We start from the raw sequence: 16,749 nt of genomic DNA on the forward strand, positions 1-16,749 counted from the left end.
ATGACGTATTTCCTGCCGCGCCGGCTGCCTCGCCCGCGCCTGCACGGCAGGCGCGCAGCAGGCCTGTCGCTGCTGGAAATGCTGCTGGTGATCGCGCTGATCGCAGCGATCGGCCTGATTACCGCCGCCGGCCTGTCGCGCGGCTTCGCCGGCATGCAGCTGCGCAGCACCGGCAAGGACATCGCCAACCAGCTGCGGGTAGTACGCGCGCAGGCGATCGCCCGCGGCGAGCCGCAGCGCTTTGTCATCGAACCGGCAAAGCGGCGCTGGGAAGGCGCCAACCAGCGCCATGGTGACGTGCCGGCACAGCTGCAGGTGCAGTTCGAAGGCGCCGCGCAGCTGGCCACCGCGCCAGGGCAGGGCGTGATCGAGTTCCATCCCGATGGTGGCTCCAGCGGTGGCCGCATCCGGCTGCAGCGTGACGATGCCGAATGGCGCATCGACGTGGGCTGGCTGACCGGTGAGGTCCGCTCCGGCCCCTGGCGGTCGCAATGAGGCGGCGCGCCCGCGGCTTCACCCTGCTGGAAGTGATCATCGCCTTTGCCCTGCTCGGGCTGGCGCTGACCCTGCTGCTGGGCAGTCTGTCCGGTGGTGCCAGGCAGGTGCGCGAGGCCGAGCTGCGCACGCGCGCGATACTGCATGCGCAGTCGCTGCTGGCTGAAACCGGTGTCGCCACGCCACTGCAGGTGGGTAGCCAGCAGGGCGACTGGGAACAGGGACGCTACCACTGGGAGCTGCAGGTGCAGCCGTGGGTGGAGCCACGTGCCGGCAACGCCGTGCAGTCACAGTCGGCCGGTGCCCCCTGGCTGGCCGAACTGCAGCTGCAGGTGCGTTGGGGCGACAGCGAACGCGAGCAGCTGCGCTGGCGCAGCCTGCGCCTGCTGCCGCCGGACCTGGAGAGCGCGCGATGAAGCGCCGCGCCGCGGGTTTCACGCTGGTTGAAGTGATGCTGGCCACGGTGCTGCTGGCCGGTGGCCTGGCGCTGGCGTTCGCCAGCGTCCGCTCGGCAATGGCAGTCAGTCAGCGTGGCGAGCAGATCGCGGCCGAGAGTGAGCGCATGCGCGCGGTGCAGGCGCTGTTGCGGCGGCAGCTGGCCGGTGCGCTGCGCACGCCGCTGGAAGTACCCGATCCCACCCGCGAACCGATCTTCTTCCAGGGCGAAGAGCAGCGCATGTTGTTCGCCGCCGATCTGCCGGGTTACCTCGGCCGCGGCGGACCCTACCTGCACGCGCTGCAGGTGGACGGCCGCGATGGCCAGCAGCGCCTGCTGCTGGACCTGGTGCTGCTGCAGGAAGGCGAGCGCATCGCCGAGAACCCGCCGCGCCCGCCGGAAGTGCTGGTGGAAAACCTGAAGTCGGTACAACTGCGCTATCGCGGCATCGATGCCAGTACCGGCCAGGTGAGCGACTGGATGCCGCGCTGGGACGATACCCGCCGCCTGCCGATGCTGGTGGAGATCAAGATCGTCCCGGCCAGGGGCGCGCCCTGGCCGACGCTGGTGGTGGCGCCGCGTAACGGTGGCAGCGGAGGCGCGCGATGAACCGGCAACACGGTGCGGCACTGGTACTGGTGCTGTGGTTGATCGCATTGATGACCGCGCTGGTCGGTGCATTCGCACTGAGCGCACGGGTCGAGCATCTGCAGCAGCGGGTGCTGGATGACGACGCACGCGGCCAGGAACGGGCGCGCGCCGGCCTGGAGTACGCGCTGCTGCGCCTGTCCGCCGATCCGCTGCGGGCGCCCTGGCGCGCTGATGGCCGAACCTACCGCTGGCAGTTCGATGACGCCAGCATCGAGATCAAGGTGCTGGACGAGAACGGCAAGATCAACCTGAACCTGGCCGACGTGACCTTGCTGACCGCGTTCCTCAAGGCGCTCGGCGAAGACGAAGGGGCAGCCCTGCAGCTGGCCGGTGCCATTGTCGACTGGCGTGATGAAGACAGCCTGCTGCAGCCGGGCGGCGGTGCCGAAGCCCCGGACTATGCGGCGGCGGGGTTGCCGTATGGCCCACGCAACAAGCGTTTCGAGACGCTCGGTGAACTGCAGCGGGTACTGGGCATGCGCGGCCCGCTGTACAAGGCCATGCTGCCGCACCTGACCCTGTACAGCCGCCAGGCACGCCCGGATCCCCAGTTCGCCAGCGCGCCGGTGCTGACCGCACTGGGCCTGGATGCGGATACCGTGCTGGCGCAGCGCGCACAGCAGGAGCGTGACGCAGATACCGCTGGCGGTGCGACAACGCTTGCCAGCAGCAGCGGCACCTATAGTATCGAGTCTCGTGCAACCGACGGCAGTGGACGCCGGTCGGTGTTGCAGGCAGTGGTACGCAATGGCTCGGGCGGGGTTCCCGGGCGGTCCTACACAGTGCTTCGCTGGGAGCAGGGAATGACAGCAAGATGACGGCATGGCAGGACAGTGTGCGGCAGGTGCAGGGCCGGATCGGCCCTGGCGCCGGCCGTTTCCTGCGCTGGTGGCGGCAATCGCTGCTGGCCTGGGTGCCGGCACGTTGGCAGTGGGCACTGGGCTGGGCACAGGCGCGCCTGCTGCTGCAGCGCCAGGGTGAGCAGCTGCAGGTCTGGCGAGAGGCCGGAGAACGCCGCGAAGCAGTTGCCAGCGTGCCATGGCCGCTGTCGCCGGCCGAACTGGACCGCGTGCTGGAACCGCGACTGCGCAGCCTGCCGCGGGTGTGGCTGCTGCCGGCCAGCGAGGTACTGCGTCGTCATCTGCGCCTGCCTGCGGCTGCGGCCGACCGGCTGCGCGCTGTGGTCGGTTTCGAGATCGACCGCCAGACGCCGTTCGAATCCAGCCAGGTCAGCTATGACGTGCGTGAACTCGGGAGCGCCGCCGAGGGCCAGCTGCAGGTCGAACTGATCGCCTGGCCACTGCGCCAGCTTGAGGCGTGGCGGGCCAGCGTAGGCGAATGGGCCGATGCACTGGCCGGTGTCGATGCCATCGACACCGAGGGTGAATCCCTGCAGGTGAATCTGTTGCCACCGGGGCAGCGCCAGCTGCGGGCAGACCCGACGCGGCGCTGGAATGTGCTGCTGGCCGCGGCCGCGCTGGTGATGCTGGTGCTGGCGGCCCTGCAGCTGCTCGACAACCGCCGCGCCGCCGCCGACGAACTGCGTGCGCAGGTCGAGCGCAGTGCACGCAGTGCGCGTGGTGTCGCCAGCGAACGCGCGCAGCTGCAGGCGCTGATCGATGGTGCCGCATTCCTGGAAAAGCAGCGCAGCCAGCGCGCCGGAACGGTGGAAATCTGGAATGAACTGACCCGGCGCCTGCCGGAGGGCACCTACCTGGAAAAGCTGGCCATCGAGAACAACAACCTGCAGCTGATCGGCCTGAGCCGCGAGGCCTCGCAGCTGGTGCAGCTGCTGCAGGACGCACCGCAGTGGCGCAAGGTCAATCTGACCGGCGTACTGCAGGCCGATGGCGCCGCCAGTGGCCGTGACCGCTTCACCATGACCGCCGAACTGCAGCCGTTGTCGGCTGCGGCCCCGACCCGGGAGGCGGCCGATGCCGATGCCAAGCGCACGCCGTGACCGCTGGCTGGCACTGGCGCTGCTGCTGGCAGTGCTGGGCCTGGCGTACCTGCTGCTGGTGCACCCCTGGTTCACCCAGCCACTGCGCGAAATCGACGCCGACGTGGCTGCCCTGCGCGAGCGCGAGCAGCGCGTGCAGGCGCAGCTGCAGCAGCAGCCGCAGATCGAACAGCGCCTGCGCGCCACCCGCGAGGCACTGCAGCAGCGGCCGGGCTTCCTGCGCGAAGCCACCGCCGAAGCTGCGGCCGCTGCGCTGGGCGCGAAGCTGCAGGATGCGGTGGCGATGGCCAGCCCGGGCAACCGCAGCTGCACCATCAGCAACCGTACGCCACTGACCGACAACCGCCGTGACGCCGAATTCGTGCGCGTGGCCATGCAGGTGCGCCTGCGTTGCGGTGTGGCCGAACTGGCCACGGTGCTGCACAGCCTGGAAACCGGCAGCCCGCGCCTGTTCGTCGACAACCTCAACCTGATCGCGCAGCGCTTCCAGCAGTCGCCCAACGAGTCCGGGCTCGGCCTGGACGTGTCGTTCGAACTGGCCGGTTACCTGCTGCCCGGTGCTGCGGCCGATGGCGCTGCGCCGGCACCTGCAGCCGAACCGGGCGCGGCGCCGCAACCGCCTTCGGCCACACCTTCACCGGCCGCCGCACCGGCTGCGCCGGAAGAAGGGCAGGAGGTGGCCGATGAAGCTTGAGCAGATCAGCCTGCGCACCGGCTTCCTGCTGGCACTGGCCGGCTGGGCGGCAGCGGTCTGGCTGGCCACCGGCTTCGGTCTGGGCAGCCAGCTGCCAGGTGCGGACGGTGATGCCGATGCAGTGCCTTCGTTGCCGGTGCTGCCGCCGTTGGCCGCAGAACGCATGGCCAGCGCCGACAGCTACAGCGCGATCGGCGAGCGACCGCTGTTCGCCGAGGACCGCAGGCCGAAGCCCTACCTGCTCGGCGGCAGCGAGCCCGCCGCCAGCGCCGCGCTGCGCCTGACCGGCGTGCTGCTGACCGGCGACTTCGGCATGGCCACCTTCACCACCGAACAGAACCGCTCGCTGCGCCTGCGCCTCAACGGTGAAGCCGTCGACGGCTGGCAGCTGGTCGCACTGCAGCCGCGCCAGGCCACCGTGATCGGCCCCGGTGGCAACCAGGTGCTGGAACTGGCGGTATTCAACGGGCAGGGGGGGGAACCGCCGACCGTGCTGCGCGGCGCCAACGGTGCGCCACCGGCCGGTGCGATCGTTGTGCCGCCCCCGGCAGGCGCTCCGCCGGCACCGCCGCCGGCTGCGGCAACCGCATCGCCGTCGCCTGTTGGCAGTGCGCCGGCATCCTCGGCTGCGGCGGCCGCCACACCGCCTGCCAACAACAACGGCCCCAGCGAAGCGCAGATGCAGGCCATCCGCGAACGCATCCAGGCCCGTCGCCGCCAGCTGCAGCAACAACAACAGCAGCAACAACCGTCGCCGCCCCCGGGCGATGGCACCAACCGATAGAGTGAATGCATGAGCCTGCGTTTCCTTCCCTGGTCCTTTGCCCTCGCGCTGCTGGTCGGCTGCAGCACCGTGTCCGCACCGCATGTGCAGCGCAAGGGCAATCTGTCGCCCACTGCCGAGGCCGGCCAGGCGGCCGAAGTCGCCGCTGATGCTGCCCGTGACGCCCAGGGCGCTCCGCAGGCGGTGATCCGCCGTGGCACCGGCACCATGATCAACCGCGAAGCAGCACGCGCACCGGCTCCGGCACTGCATGGCGCCAGCACCGGTGAAGCAACCTTCAATTTCGAAGGCGAATCGGTGCATGCGGTGGTCAAGGCCATCCTCGGTGACATGCTGGGCCAGAACTACGTGATTGCACCGGGGGTGCAGGGCACGGTCACCCTGGCCACGCCCAAGCCGGTGTCGCCGGCACAGGCGTTGAACCTGCTGGAAATGGTGCTGGGCTGGAACAATGCCCGCATGGTGTACAGCGGCGGCCGCTACAACATCGTCGCCGCCGACCAGGCATTGGCCGGCACCGTCGCACCGAGTACGGCCCCGGCGGCCAGCGCACGCGGTTTCGAGGTGCGGGTGATCCCGCTGCAGTTCATCTCCGCAACTGAAATGAAGAAGGTGCTGGAGCCGTACGCGCGCCCCAACGCCATCGTCAACGTCGACAGCGGCCGCAACGTGATCACCCTGGGCGGTACCCGCGCCGAGCTGGAAAACTACATGCGCACCGTCGAGATCTTCGACGTCGACTGGCTGTCGGGCATGTCGGTGGGCGTGTTCCCGATCCAGTCCGGCAAGGCCGAGCAGGTGGCCGCCGACCTGGAGAAGGTGTTCGGCGAGGAGAGCAAGACGCCCAGCGCCGGCATGTTCCGCTTCCTGCCGCTGGAAAACGCCAACGCGGTGCTGGTGATCACCCCGCAGGTGCGTTACCTGGACCAGATCCAGCAGTGGCTGGACCGCATCGACACCGCCGGTGGCAGCGCCCGCCTGTTCTCCTATGAGCTGCGCTACATCAAGGCGCGCGATCTGGCCGAACGCCTCAGTGAAGCCTTCGCCAGCAGCGGCAATCGCGGCGGCTCCAGCCCGGCCTCGCTGGCACCGGGTGCAATGCCGTCGCAGCTGGGCAGCGACGGTGATCGTGGCATGGACAGCAACAACAGCAGCAATTTCGGTTCGACGCCGGGCAGTGGCTCCAGTGGCACCGGCAACGGCAGCATGAACCTGCCGCAGCGCCAGTCCGGCAATGTCAGCGTCAGCCTGGAAGTGGAAGGCGATCGCGTGGGCGTGTCGGCGGTGGAGGAAACCAACACCCTGCTGGTGCGCTCGACCCCGCAGGCCTGGCGTTCGATCCGCGAAGTGATCGAGAAGCTGGACGTGATGCCGCTGCAGGTGCATATCGAAGCGCAGGTGGCCGAGGTCGCACTGGAGGGGGACCTGAAGTACGGCGTGAACTGGTTCTTCGACAACGCGGTGGCCGGGCGCGCGCTGACCGGCGCATTGGCCGGCGTGACCCTGCCGGCCGCCGCCGGCGGCTCCTGGAGCAGCTTTGCCGGTGCCGCGACCGGTGGCGAAGGCCTTGGCTGGGCATTCACCGGCCACAATGGCGCGGCGGTGGTGAGCGCGCTGGACAAGGTCACCGATGTGCGCCTGCTGCAGACCCCCTCGGTGTTCGTGCGCAACAACGCCGAGGCCACGCTCAACGTGGGTGACAAGGTGCCGATCAATACCACCACGGTGAACACCGGTATCGGCACCAGCAGCTACAGCTCGGTACAGTACATCGACACCGGCGTGATCCTGAAGGTACGCCCGCGCGTCACCCGCGACGGCACGGTATTCCTCGACATCGTGCAGGAAGTGAGCAGCGCCTCGAACGTGCCGGAGAACTGCAACCCGCAGGAGCGCAACTGCAACCCGCGGATTTCCACCAAGAAGCTGTCGACCGAAGCGGCGGTGCAGAGCGGCGACACCATCATGCTGGCCGGCCTGATCACCGACACGGGCACCGATGGCAGCAGCGGCATCCCCGGCCTGAGCCGGATTCCGGTGGTGGGCGCACTGTTCGGGCAGAAGAGCCGCACCAGCCGCCGTTCGGAGGTGATCGTGCTGCTGACGCCGAGCATCGTGCGCAACGGGCAGGAGGCACGCACCCTGACCGACGAGTACAGCCAGCGCTTCCGCGCGATGGAACCGCTGAACCAGCCGCGCGCAAAGAAGTAAGGGGTTACGGCCGGGCTGCGCCCGGCACCCGCAGAGGCCAGAGCTGGAGCAACGGCAACAGCGGGTTTACTGAGGGGGGGCGGGGCACTGTGGGTTTGCGGGGACGCCGTAAATCCGTCCATGGAGGCTTGGTCGCCGCATCCATGCGGCTCACACCCCGCAAACCCACAGTGCCCCGCCTTCGACAGTTTCCTGCTGCTGTTGGTAGGTGTCGACCTTGGTCGACACGCTGGATCCACGCCATGCGTGGAAGACTCTCCATCGAAATCGAATATTTCGATATCTGTGAGATCTGAGCCGAGCAAGGCTCGGCTCTACAGAAGGCAATGCCCGACAGATCGCGGAAAACTGTCGAAGGCGGGGTGGGTCCGGTTGCGGGGGGGGGCCGCGGCATGGATGCCGCGGCCAAGCCCCCATGGGTGAGGGCGCTTTGCTTGCGAAGCACTGCTTCGCAAGCGCCCGAACGCACAGCCGCCAGCGGCTGGGCCGGACCCCGGAGGGGGGTTAACGGCGTCCCCCGCAACCGGACCCACCCCGCCATGCCACGGATAGCCGGCTTCTGCTGTTGCTTCGGCTCTGGCCTCTGCAGGCGCCGGGTGCAACCCGGCCGATACCCTCCCAGTGCTAGGCTGTGGCTACCGACAACCACGGAGGCGGGATGGGGGCGATCGTGTTGTTGCCGCTGTGCGTGGACGATGCCGCACTCGACCGCTGCCTGGCTGCGCTGGATGCCGGCACCGCGCCGGGAACCGCGGTCTGGCTGGCCGATGACGCGCAGACCGGCCCGCGTGCGCAGGCGGTGGTGGAGCATTGGTTGGCGCATACGCCGTTGCAGGCCGAATACACCCGTCGCGCGCGGCCGTTGGGCGAGGTCGCCCATCTGGATGAGATGCTGCGCGCCTGCGAGGGCATGGACGTGGCGGTGCTGGCGCCGGACAGCGTGCCCGCGCCGGGCTGGCTGCAGCAGCTGCAGGATGCCTTCGCCCGCGACGCCGCCATCGCCACCGCAACCCCGTGGTGCAATGCCGGCGAAACCGCTGCATGGCCGCGGCTGGGCGAGATCAATCCGGAACCGGAGGACCCGGCGCTGCTGGCACACACCTGTGCCACGCTGCCGGTGCTGCATCCGGAGCTGCCCTCGGCGGTCACCCACGCGGTACTGGTGCGCGGCAACGCGCGCCGGCGTGCCGGCGGCCTGGACGTGGACAGCTACGTGGGTTGGAACGCGGCACTGGTGGACCTGAGCCTGCGTATGGCTGGCCTGGGATGGCGCAACGTGCTGTGCGAGACCGCCTTCGTCAGCCGGGCAGGGGAGGCGGTCAGCCGTGATGGCGATCTCGAGGCCCTGGCCGCGCGCTGGCCGGGGTGGGTGCCACGGTTGGCTGACTTCCTCATGCACGATCCGCTGCGTGGCCTGCGTGTCGATCTGCAGCAGCGCATGCGGCAGGCGATAATGCCGAAGGAACAGGGTGACCTGTTCGTCTCGTCTTCCGCGCCGGAGCCTCCTGCTTGAATGTTGCCATTGCCGCCATCGTCGTCACCTACCAGAGCGGCAGCACCATCGACGCCTGCCTCTCGCGTCTGCGCCAGGCGCAGGACGTGGCCGAGATCCGGGTGATCGACAATGGCTCGATGGATGGCACGCTGGATATCGTGCAGCGCCATGCCAGCCACGACCCGCGCGTGCGTTTCGTCGGCAATCCGGACAATCCCGGCTTTGCCGCCGCCAACAACCAGGGCGTGGCCGATTCGCACAGCCCATGGCTGGCCTTCATCAACCCGGACCTGATGGTCGAACCGGAGACGTTGGCCGCACTGCGCAGCCGCGCGGAAGGACTGGGCGACTGCCTGCTCGGTGTCGAGCAGGTGGACGAGCAGGGCCATGCCGACGAAGCCGTGCGCCGCCGCGACCCGGATTTCCTGATGATGCTGCGCTCGCCGGGCAAGGGCTCGAAGCTGGCGGTGCCGCGTGACCCGCAGCAGGCGCTGCAGCGGGTGCCGGCGCTGTCCGGTGCGCTGCTGGTGATGCCGCGTGCATTGTTCGACTGCATCGGAGGTTGGGACGCCGGCTATCGTCTGCATGCCGAAGACCTGGACCTGTGCCGGCGTGCACGCGAAGCCGGAGCAGTGGTGGCGATCGCCAATGACCTGCAGGTCACCCACGTTCGTGGCGTCTCCAGCCGCTCGCGGCCGTTCTTCGTTGAATGGCACAAGCACAAGGGCCTGTGGCGCTATTTCCAGAAGTTCGAGGCCAGGCAGCGTTCGCTGCCGGTGCGGGTAGCGGTGTGGGGCGCGATCTGGGCGCACGCGCTGATGCTGGTGCCGAAGCTGCTGCGCAAGGCGCTGTAGCGCCGCAAGAGCATCCACGCATGGCGTGGATCTACCAATGTTGTTTCCCGTGAGCTGAGTGTGGCCGCAGGCACCCCGGTTCACCCTGCCGGGCGCATAATCCGCCCCATGCCTATCATCCAGTCCCTGCTCGACACCGACCTGTACAAGTTCACCATGATGCAGGCGGTGCTCCACCAGCACCCCGGCGCCCAGGTGCAGTACCGGTTCAAGTGCCGCACGCCCGGCATCGACCTGGCCCGTTACATCGACCAGATCGACGAAGAGATCGACCATCTGTGCAGCCTGCGTTTCAGCGACGCGGAGCTGGACTACATGCGTGGCCTGCGCTTCGTGAAGCCGGACTTCGCCGATTTCCTCGGCCTGTTCCACCTCGACCGCAAGTACATCCAGCTGCGCGCGTCGAAGACCGTGCCCGGCGAGATCGAACTGGACATCACCGGGCCCTGGCTGCACACCATTCTGTTCGAAGTGCCGCTGCTGGCGATCATCAACGAAGTCTGGTTCCGCAACACCACCACCGCCGACTTCGCCGAGGGCGAGCGCCGCCTGCAGGCCAAGGCCGCGCTGCTGCGTGATACCCCCGGCTTCGAGCAGTGCCGCATCGCCGACTACGGCAGCCGCCGCCGCTACTCGCGCGACTGGCATGCCCGCCTGCTGCCGTTGCTGCGCGACGCCCTCGGGCCGCAGCTGGTCGGCACCAGCAACGTGCATTTCGCCCGCCTGTACGGCATGACCCCGCACGGCACCATGGCCCATGAGTACCTGCAGGCGTTCCAGGCGCTGGGCCCGCGCCTGCGCGATTCGCAGGTGGCGGCACTGGAGTCGTGGGCACGCGAGTATCGCGGCGACCTCGGCATCGCGCTGTCCGACGTGGTCGGCCTGGATGCGTTCCTGCGCGACTTCGACATGTACTTCTGCAAGCTGTTCGACGGCGTCCGCCATGACTCCGGCGATCCGTTCGACTGGGGCGACCGCATGCTGGGGCACTTCCAGCAGCGCCGGGTGGATGCACGCAGCAAGGTGCTGGTGTTCAGCGATGGGCTCGACATCGCCAAGGTGATGCGCCTGTACGACTACTTCCGTGGTCGCTGCCAGGTCGCCTTCGGCGTCGGCACCCACCTGACCAATGATCTGGGGCCAACGCCGCTCAACATCGTCATCAAGATGGTCCGCTGCAACGGCCAGCCGGTGGCCAAGCTCAGCGATTCGCCGGGCAAGAGCATGTGCGACGACCCGGGCTACCTGGCCTATCTGCGCCAGGTCTTCGAGCTGCCGCCGGCGTAAACACGCCGGCTTACAGGTAGTCGACCACCACCAGGTAGGCGCCCTGCAGCGGCTGCTGCTTCGAAGCCTGCACGCTGTAACGCTCGGAGAAGGCGATATCGCCGGCGCGCATCGCGCTGGCCGACACCGACAGCTTCTGGCCCTGGCGCTTGCCGTCGCGCAGCGTCGCGGCCTGGCCATCGGCCAGCGCCGTCACGGCCACCGTCGAGCCCTTGGCCGAGGGCGGGCAGGCGGCCAGGCTCAGCTCACCCTGGGACAGGTTCGTCGTGCAGCCCGGCTCGGCGATACGGCCGCTGAAACGGATGCTGCCGCTGCTGGCTTGGGCGAGCGCACTGACGGACATCAGGGCCACACACAGCAGAATGGAGTTCCTCATGACACGTTCTCTGGTTCGGTGTGTCCTAGTTAGCGACAGGTTCGATCCGTCTTTAATAGGACAAATCCGAATCTGCTAGGGCCATCACCAAGAAAGAGTGATGCGCATCAAATAAGGCGATTTCTACCTGAAAAAGGCCTGTTTTCGCGCATGCCGAACGCGCCACGGGAAGCGTCATGCAGGGTCGTTTGTGACCTGATCGCCTTGCCGTCAAATCCCCCACGCCCGCCGGGCTCTCATTCCGCCTACCACGTCACATTTGAGGCGTCAATGAATTGGCGTTCAGAAAAATAATGAGACTTTCATCACAGTTGTGCCTATACTTGCGTCACGGATTCAGGGGAAGGTATGTCCGAGTCCGGCCACAGGTGAGACGCAAGGATGGGTCTTGATAGCCCGGCAGTGCTCCTTGCTTCCTCCTCTACTTCTCATCTCTTCAGTAGGGTTAGGTAAAAGCGAATGCACAAGATCAATATCATCGCCGCTCTGATGCTGGCCGCCGCTCCGCTGGCCGCCAACGCCGCCGACGGCACCATCACCTTCAACGGCAAGGTGACCGACAAGACCTGCACCATCTCGACCCCGGGCGGCAAGGACTTCTCCGTCAACCTGCCGACCGTGTCCAAGAACACCCTGGCCGCCGCCGGTAACGTTGCCGGTCGCACCCCGTTCGCCATCAACCTGACCAAGTGCAGCGCCGGCAACGTCGCGACCTACTTCGAGCCGGGTTCGACCGTTGACTTCAACACCGGCCGCCTTCTGAACCAGGCTTCGGCCAACGCTGCCACCAACGTGCAGCTGCAGCTGCTGGGTTCGAACAACCAGGTCCTGCCGATCAAGGCTGCAGGCGCTGGCCAGGCCCAGACCAACTCGCAGTGGGTCACCGTCGGCACCGACGGCTCGGCCGATCTGAACTACTACGCTGAGTACTACGCCACTGCCGCCGCCACCCCGGGCGACGTCACCAGCAGCGTCAAGTACACGATCATCTACAACTGATCGTAGTCGTACCCGCACTGGCCGGCGTACGCGCCGGCCAGTGCATCGCGGCCCCTGGCCACATACCTCGAGCGTAGTACTTCCGATGAAAGCATTCTTTCCCCGGGCGCTGCTGCTGGCAGCGTTCACGCTGCCCTTCTGCCAGAACGCTCTGGCCGGCGTGGTGGTCAATGGCACGCGAGTGATCTATCCGGCGCAGGCGCGCGAAGTCACCGTGCAGGTCGACAACGTGGGCGATTCGCCGGCGCTGGTGCAGGCCTGGATCGACAGCGGCGACGCCAACCAGACCGCCGACACCAGCGATGCCCCGTTCGTGCTGACGCCGCCGATCGCGCGCGTCGAACCGGGCCGCAGCCAGGCGCTGCGACTGATCTTCTCCGGCGCGCAGCTGCCGACCGACCGTGAGTCGGTGTTCTGGCTCAACGTGCTGGATGTTCCGCCGTCCCCGGACAACGCCGACAGCGGCGAACAGAATTACCTGCAGGTCGCGTTCCGTTCGCGCCTGAAGCTTTTCTACCGGCCGCAGGGCCTGAAGGGCGTCGCCAACGACGCGCCGGCAGCGCTGCGCTGGACCCGCACGGGCGACCGTCTGCGGGTGGAAAACCCGAGCCCCTTCCACGTCACTCTGGCCGAAGTACATGCCGTGACCGGCAGCAGTGAAAAGGCCGTCGAGGACAAGGGCGCGATGGTCGCGCCGAAGCAGAGCCTGGAGTTCGCCGCACCGGCGGGCACCGACCAGGTCCGCTTCATCACCATCAACGACTACGGCGGCCGGGTGGAACACACCATCCGCCTCGGCAGCACCGGGGGCTGAACGCGCCGCGCCGGCCTTGGGCCTGCGCATCCCGCCACCGCCGCTGTGCGGCGAATTGAAGGAATGTCAGTGTGATCGGAAACAGATTGACATTGTCGATCCATCAGGCGCTTTGCCTGTTGGTTGCTGGCGTGGCCTGCCCAGGATGGGCGCTGGCTGCCCCGGCCAATCTCGGCGAACAGGCGCTGATGGCGCAGAGTGGTGCGGCCAATGCGCGTGCACCGGAATCGGCCCAGTTCAACTCCAGCTTCCTGTCTGGCCAGGCCAAGCAGGTCGATCTGGCGGCCTTCAGCAACGGCAACCCGATGGTGGCCGGCAACTACCGTGTCGACGTCTACGTCAACGGTGCCTGGCAGGGCCGTCGCGATCTGCAGTTCAAGGCCGATGCGCAGGGCCGTGTCGACGCCTGCCTGCCGCTGCCGATGCTGGAAGAAATGGGCGTGGACAGCGAAGCCGTGCTGCTGCAGCAGGATCCGTCCGTGCCGACCGACAAGACCAGCTGCGTGCCGGTCCAGCAGCGCATGGCCAATGCCTATGGTGTCTATGACAGCGGCAACCTGCGCTACGACCTGAGCATCCCGCAGGTGTTCCTGCGCCGTGAGGCACGCGGCTACGTCAACCCGGCGCTGTGGGACCGCGGTATCAATGCCGGCTTCGTCGGCTACAGCTTCAATGCCATCGACAGCGACAGCCGTGTCGAAGGTGGCCAGCGCAACCGCAGTGCCTACCTCGGCCTCAACGCCGGCCTGAACCTGGGTGGCTGGCAGTTCCGCCACGATTCGAACCTGACCTGGTCCGAGGGCGATGGCCGCCATTGGCAGAGCATCGCCACCTATGCGCAGCGCGGCATCCCGCAGGTGCGCGGCATGCTCACCATCGGTGAGGCCTACACCACCGGTGAACTGTTCGACTCGATCGGTTACCGCGGTGCCAGCCTGGCCAGCGACGACCGCATGCTGCCCGATTCGCTGCGCGGTTACGCGCCGGTCGTGCGCGGCATCGCCGAGACCAACGCACGCATCGAAGTGCGCCAGAACGAGCAGCTGATCTACTCCTCCACCGTGTCGCCGGGCAGCTTCGTCATCGACGACCTGTACCCGACCGGCTACGGCGGCGACCTGGAAGTGAGCGTGATCGAGGCCGATGGCCGCCGCCGCGAATTCAAGGTGCCGTTCGGTTCGGTGCCGCAGATGCTGCGCGAAGGCGTGTCGCGTTACTCGCTGACCGCCGGCCAGGTGCGCAACAAGCTGCTGGCCGATGAGCCGTGGCTGGTGCAGGGCACCTACCAGCGCGGTATCGGCAACCAGCTGACGCTGTACGGCGGCAGTGCACTGAGCGATGGCTACCTGTCGCTGCTGTACGGCGTCGGCCTGTCCACGCCGGTTGGCGCGTTCGCCGCCGACGTCACCCACGCACGTACGACGTTCGACCACTACGGCAACCACACCGGTGCCAGCGTGCGCTTGAGCTACAGCAACATGATCGGCGAGACCGGGACCAACCTGACCCTGGCCGCCTACCGCTATTCGACCGAAGGCTTCTACAGCCTGCAGGACGCGCTGTATGGCCGTGATTCGGACAAGCGCGGCATCGATCCGACCACCCGTGGCCGTCAGCGCAGCCAGTTCCAGGTAACGCTGAACCAGCCGCTGGGCCGTCGCGGCGGCGCGCTGTACGTGACCGGCTCGGTGCGTGACTTCTACGACCGCCCCGGCACCTCCAAGCAGTACCAGGTCGGCTACAACAACGCCTGGCGTTCGGTGAACTACGGCTTCTCGGCGCTGCGCACCGAAGAGGGCGTGCTCGGCCGTTCCGATACCCAGTACCTGCTGTCGATGAGCGTGCCGCTGGGCCGTGGTTCGCACCCGGTGTCGTTCAGCGCCGACCTCGGCGTGCGCGAGCGCGGTGGCTACGACAACAGCCGCGTTGGCATCACCGGTTCGACCGGCATCGACAACAACTTCAGCTACGGTGTGGCGCTGTCCGACTCCCGCGAAGGTGGCACCACCGCGGTGGGCAGTGCGGAGTACCGCAGCCGCTACAGCGCGTTGAACGCGACCTACAGCCACTCGCGCGATTTCCGCCAGGCGTCGGTCGGTGCCAACGGCAGCGTGGTCGTGCATCCGGGTGGCTTCACCTTCACCCCGCAGCGTGGCGACACCATGGTGCTGGTGGAAGCGCCGGGCGCACGCGATGCGATCGTCAGCAACGCCCCGGGCCTGCGCGTCGACGGCCGCGGCTACGCGGTGGTCCCGTACGTGTCGCCGTACCGCCTCAACACCGTCACCCTCGACCCGCAGGGCATGGCCCACGACGTCGAGCTGGAAAGCACCAGCCAGTCGATCGCGCCGTTCGCCGGTGCCATCAGCTACCTGCGCTTCGATACCCGCAAGGGCAACGCGCTGCTGATCCAGGTGCGCAACACCGATGGCCGCACCATGCCGTTCGGTGCGCAGGTCAAGGATGAGCAGGGCCAGCCGGTGGGCATGGTCAGCCAGGGCGGCCGCCTGTACGTGCGCAGTGACAAGAACCAGGGCAGCCTGCTGGTGGAGTGGGGCGCCGGCGCCGACCAGCGCTGCACGGTCGATTACCAGGTTCCGGCGGGCGCCGATGCGTCCAAGACCGGCTTCATCCCGCTGGAGGCAGCATGCCGATGATTTCTTCCCGTGGCCGCAAGGCGCTGAGTGCCCTTGCATTGCTGGGCAGCGTGCTGCTGGCCCAGCAAGCCAGCGCCGCGTGCCGTATCAGCTCAAGCTGGTTCACCGCACAGGACGTCACCATGGACATGGGCCAGATCGTGATTCTGCCCAGCACCCCGGTCGGCGGCGTGATCAAGGAGATCAGTGAATCGATCACTCAGCGCGATCGGGTTGCCAGCTGCGACTACTGGTCCGGAGGCCGTTCGATCGGTGAGTACGTCAACGCCGCGCAGAAGCGCCCGGTGCCGGGCTTCTCGGATACGTATGAAACCGATGTTCCTGGCGTGGGCATCAAACTGTTCCGTGATTCGGGATCGATCCAGGTCTACTACCCCCATCAGCTGAGCTTCGGCGGTGGCAGCAGTGTTACGTTGATCGGCGGTCGCTTCCGCATCCAGTTGATCAAGACTGCCGCACAGACGGGTTCGGGCGTGATCGCGCCGAATGGTCGCTTCACTACGTATTACTTTGATGGTGATGGTCCCAGCAAGCCAGTGCTGACCTCGACCTTCAGGGGCTCGGGCACCACCGTGGTCAGCCCGACCTGCGAAGTGCAGGCGGGCAGTCGCAACATTGCTGTCGATTTCGGCAGCGTGCCCAACACCACGTTCACCGGTGTCGGTTCCAAGGCTGTCGATCGCGATTTCGAGATCCGCCTGAACTGCCAGGGCAGCAATGTCGCGCAGTATCAGAGCAAGATCGGTATCCGCCTGGATGCCGACCAGGACAGCTCGAACATGCCGGGCGTGCTGAAGCTCAGCGCGGCCACCAACAGTGCCACCCGCATCGGCATCCAGATGGTCCAGCGTGATGGCAGCACCGAGCGCGAAGTGCGTTTCGGCCAGACCGTCAACGTCGGTACCACCACGCCCGGCACCAGCACGATGACCTTGCCGCTGCGTGCGCGTTACGTGCAGACCCAGGCCGGCACGGTGGGTGCAGGTGTCGCAAACGGCCAGGCCACCTTCACCATCCAGTACGAGTAAGTCGGCCG

16 protein-coding genes are annotated in these 16,749 nt (G+C 67.4%); 15 read left to right on the plus strand and 1 reads right to left on the minus strand.

Translation table 11 applies throughout. From position 1 onward, the window contains the following. The 11 genes from xpsH to pncB all read left to right on the plus strand — a co-directional run bounded on the left by xpsH (position 1) and on the right by pncB (position 10,867). Positions 1-495, plus strand: a complete 495-nt coding sequence (gene xpsH, locus MG068_RS02780; RefSeq protein ID WP_132809158.1) for a type II secretion system protein XpsH — start codon at positions 1-3, stop codon at positions 493-495. Further along, on the plus strand, positions 492-911 hold the full coding sequence (xpsI, locus tag MG068_RS02785; protein ID WP_132809160.1) for a type II secretion system protein XpsI: 420 nt from the start codon (positions 492-494) through the stop codon (positions 909-911). Before xpsH ends, xpsI begins: the two co-directional genes overlap by 4 nt. Continuing rightward, entirely contained in the window at positions 908-1,540 is a 633-nt protein-coding gene (locus MG068_RS02790) for a type II secretion system protein J (protein ID WP_049398128.1), read from the plus strand. Before xpsI ends, MG068_RS02790 begins: the two co-directional genes overlap by 4 nt. Next, a complete protein-coding gene (locus MG068_RS02795; protein ID WP_132809162.1) occupies positions 1,537-2,400 on the plus strand; it encodes a type II secretion system minor pseudopilin in 864 nt (287 codons plus the stop codon). Before MG068_RS02790 ends, MG068_RS02795 begins: the two co-directional genes overlap by 4 nt. Further along, on the plus strand, positions 2,397-3,542 hold the full coding sequence (locus tag MG068_RS02800; RefSeq protein WP_132809164.1) for a PilN domain-containing protein: 1,146 nt from the start codon (positions 2,397-2,399) through the stop codon (positions 3,540-3,542). The genes MG068_RS02795 and MG068_RS02800 overlap by 4 nt, the downstream gene beginning before the upstream one ends. Further along, positions 3,517-4,236 carry a type II secretion system protein GspM gene (gspM, locus tag MG068_RS02805; RefSeq protein ID WP_049424965.1) on the plus strand — a complete coding sequence of 240 codons (720 nt, stop codon included), beginning with the start codon at positions 3,517-3,519 and terminating at the stop codon, positions 4,234-4,236. The genes MG068_RS02800 and gspM overlap by 26 nt, the downstream gene beginning before the upstream one ends. After that, on the plus strand, positions 4,226-5,020 hold the full coding sequence (locus MG068_RS02810; protein WP_132809166.1) for a general secretion pathway protein GspN: 795 nt from the start codon (positions 4,226-4,228) through the stop codon (positions 5,018-5,020). Before gspM ends, MG068_RS02810 begins: the two co-directional genes overlap by 11 nt. A gap of 9 nt (positions 5,021-5,029) precedes the next feature. Continuing rightward, complete coding sequence (gene gspD, locus MG068_RS02815; RefSeq protein ID WP_032130125.1) at positions 5,030-7,231, plus strand: type II secretion system secretin GspD; 2,202 nt, start codon at positions 5,030-5,032, stop codon at positions 7,229-7,231. Positions 7,232-7,889: 658 nt separating this feature from the next. After that, positions 7,890-8,744 carry a glycosyltransferase family 2 protein gene (locus MG068_RS02820; protein ID WP_132809168.1) on the plus strand — a complete coding sequence of 285 codons (855 nt, stop codon included), beginning with the start codon at positions 7,890-7,892 and terminating at the stop codon, positions 8,742-8,744. Then, positions 8,741-9,580, plus strand: a complete 840-nt coding sequence (locus MG068_RS02825) for a glycosyltransferase family 2 protein (RefSeq protein ID WP_132809170.1) — start codon at positions 8,741-8,743, stop codon at positions 9,578-9,580. Before MG068_RS02820 ends, MG068_RS02825 begins: the two co-directional genes overlap by 4 nt. 108 nt (positions 9,581-9,688) lie before the next feature. Further along, the gene (gene pncB, locus MG068_RS02830) at positions 9,689-10,867 is read left to right on the plus strand and encodes a nicotinate phosphoribosyltransferase (RefSeq protein WP_132809172.1); all 1,179 of its coding nucleotides are present in this window, start codon (positions 9,689-9,691) and stop codon (positions 10,865-10,867) included. A 10-nt stretch (positions 10,868-10,877) separates the two neighbouring features. Here pncB and MG068_RS02835 read toward each other — a convergent pair whose 3' ends face one another. Continuing rightward, on the minus strand, positions 10,878-11,243 hold the full coding sequence (locus tag MG068_RS02835; protein ID WP_014645902.1) for a hypothetical protein: 366 nt from the start codon (positions 11,241-11,243) through the stop codon (positions 10,878-10,880). A 459-nt stretch (positions 11,244-11,702) separates the two neighbouring features. Here MG068_RS02835 and MG068_RS02840 point away from each other — a divergent pair, with 459 nt between their 5' ends. The 4 genes from MG068_RS02840 to MG068_RS02855 all read left to right on the plus strand — a co-directional run bounded on the left by MG068_RS02840 (position 11,703) and on the right by MG068_RS02855 (position 16,741). Next, positions 11,703-12,242 carry a fimbrial protein gene (locus tag MG068_RS02840; RefSeq protein ID WP_032128057.1) on the plus strand — a complete coding sequence of 180 codons (540 nt, stop codon included), beginning with the start codon at positions 11,703-11,705 and terminating at the stop codon, positions 12,240-12,242. Positions 12,243-12,327: 85 nt separating this feature from the next. Continuing rightward, a complete protein-coding gene (locus MG068_RS02845) occupies positions 12,328-13,056 on the plus strand; it encodes a fimbrial biogenesis chaperone (protein WP_032128056.1) in 729 nt (242 codons plus the stop codon). Between the two features lie 92 nt (positions 13,057-13,148). Next, on the plus strand, positions 13,149-15,713 hold the full coding sequence (locus MG068_RS02850; RefSeq protein WP_132811101.1) for a fimbria/pilus outer membrane usher protein: 2,565 nt from the start codon (positions 13,149-13,151) through the stop codon (positions 15,711-15,713). After that, the gene (locus tag MG068_RS02855; protein WP_132809174.1) at positions 15,704-16,741 is read left to right on the plus strand and encodes a fimbrial protein; all 1,038 of its coding nucleotides are present in this window, start codon (positions 15,704-15,706) and stop codon (positions 16,739-16,741) included. The genes MG068_RS02850 and MG068_RS02855 overlap by 10 nt, the downstream gene beginning before the upstream one ends. Positions 16,742-16,749: the final 8 nt, after the last annotated feature.

This window comes from Stenotrophomonas sp. ASS1, from assembly GCF_004346925.1.
GTDB lineage: Bacteria > Pseudomonadota > Gammaproteobacteria > Xanthomonadales > Xanthomonadaceae > Stenotrophomonas > Stenotrophomonas maltophilia_A.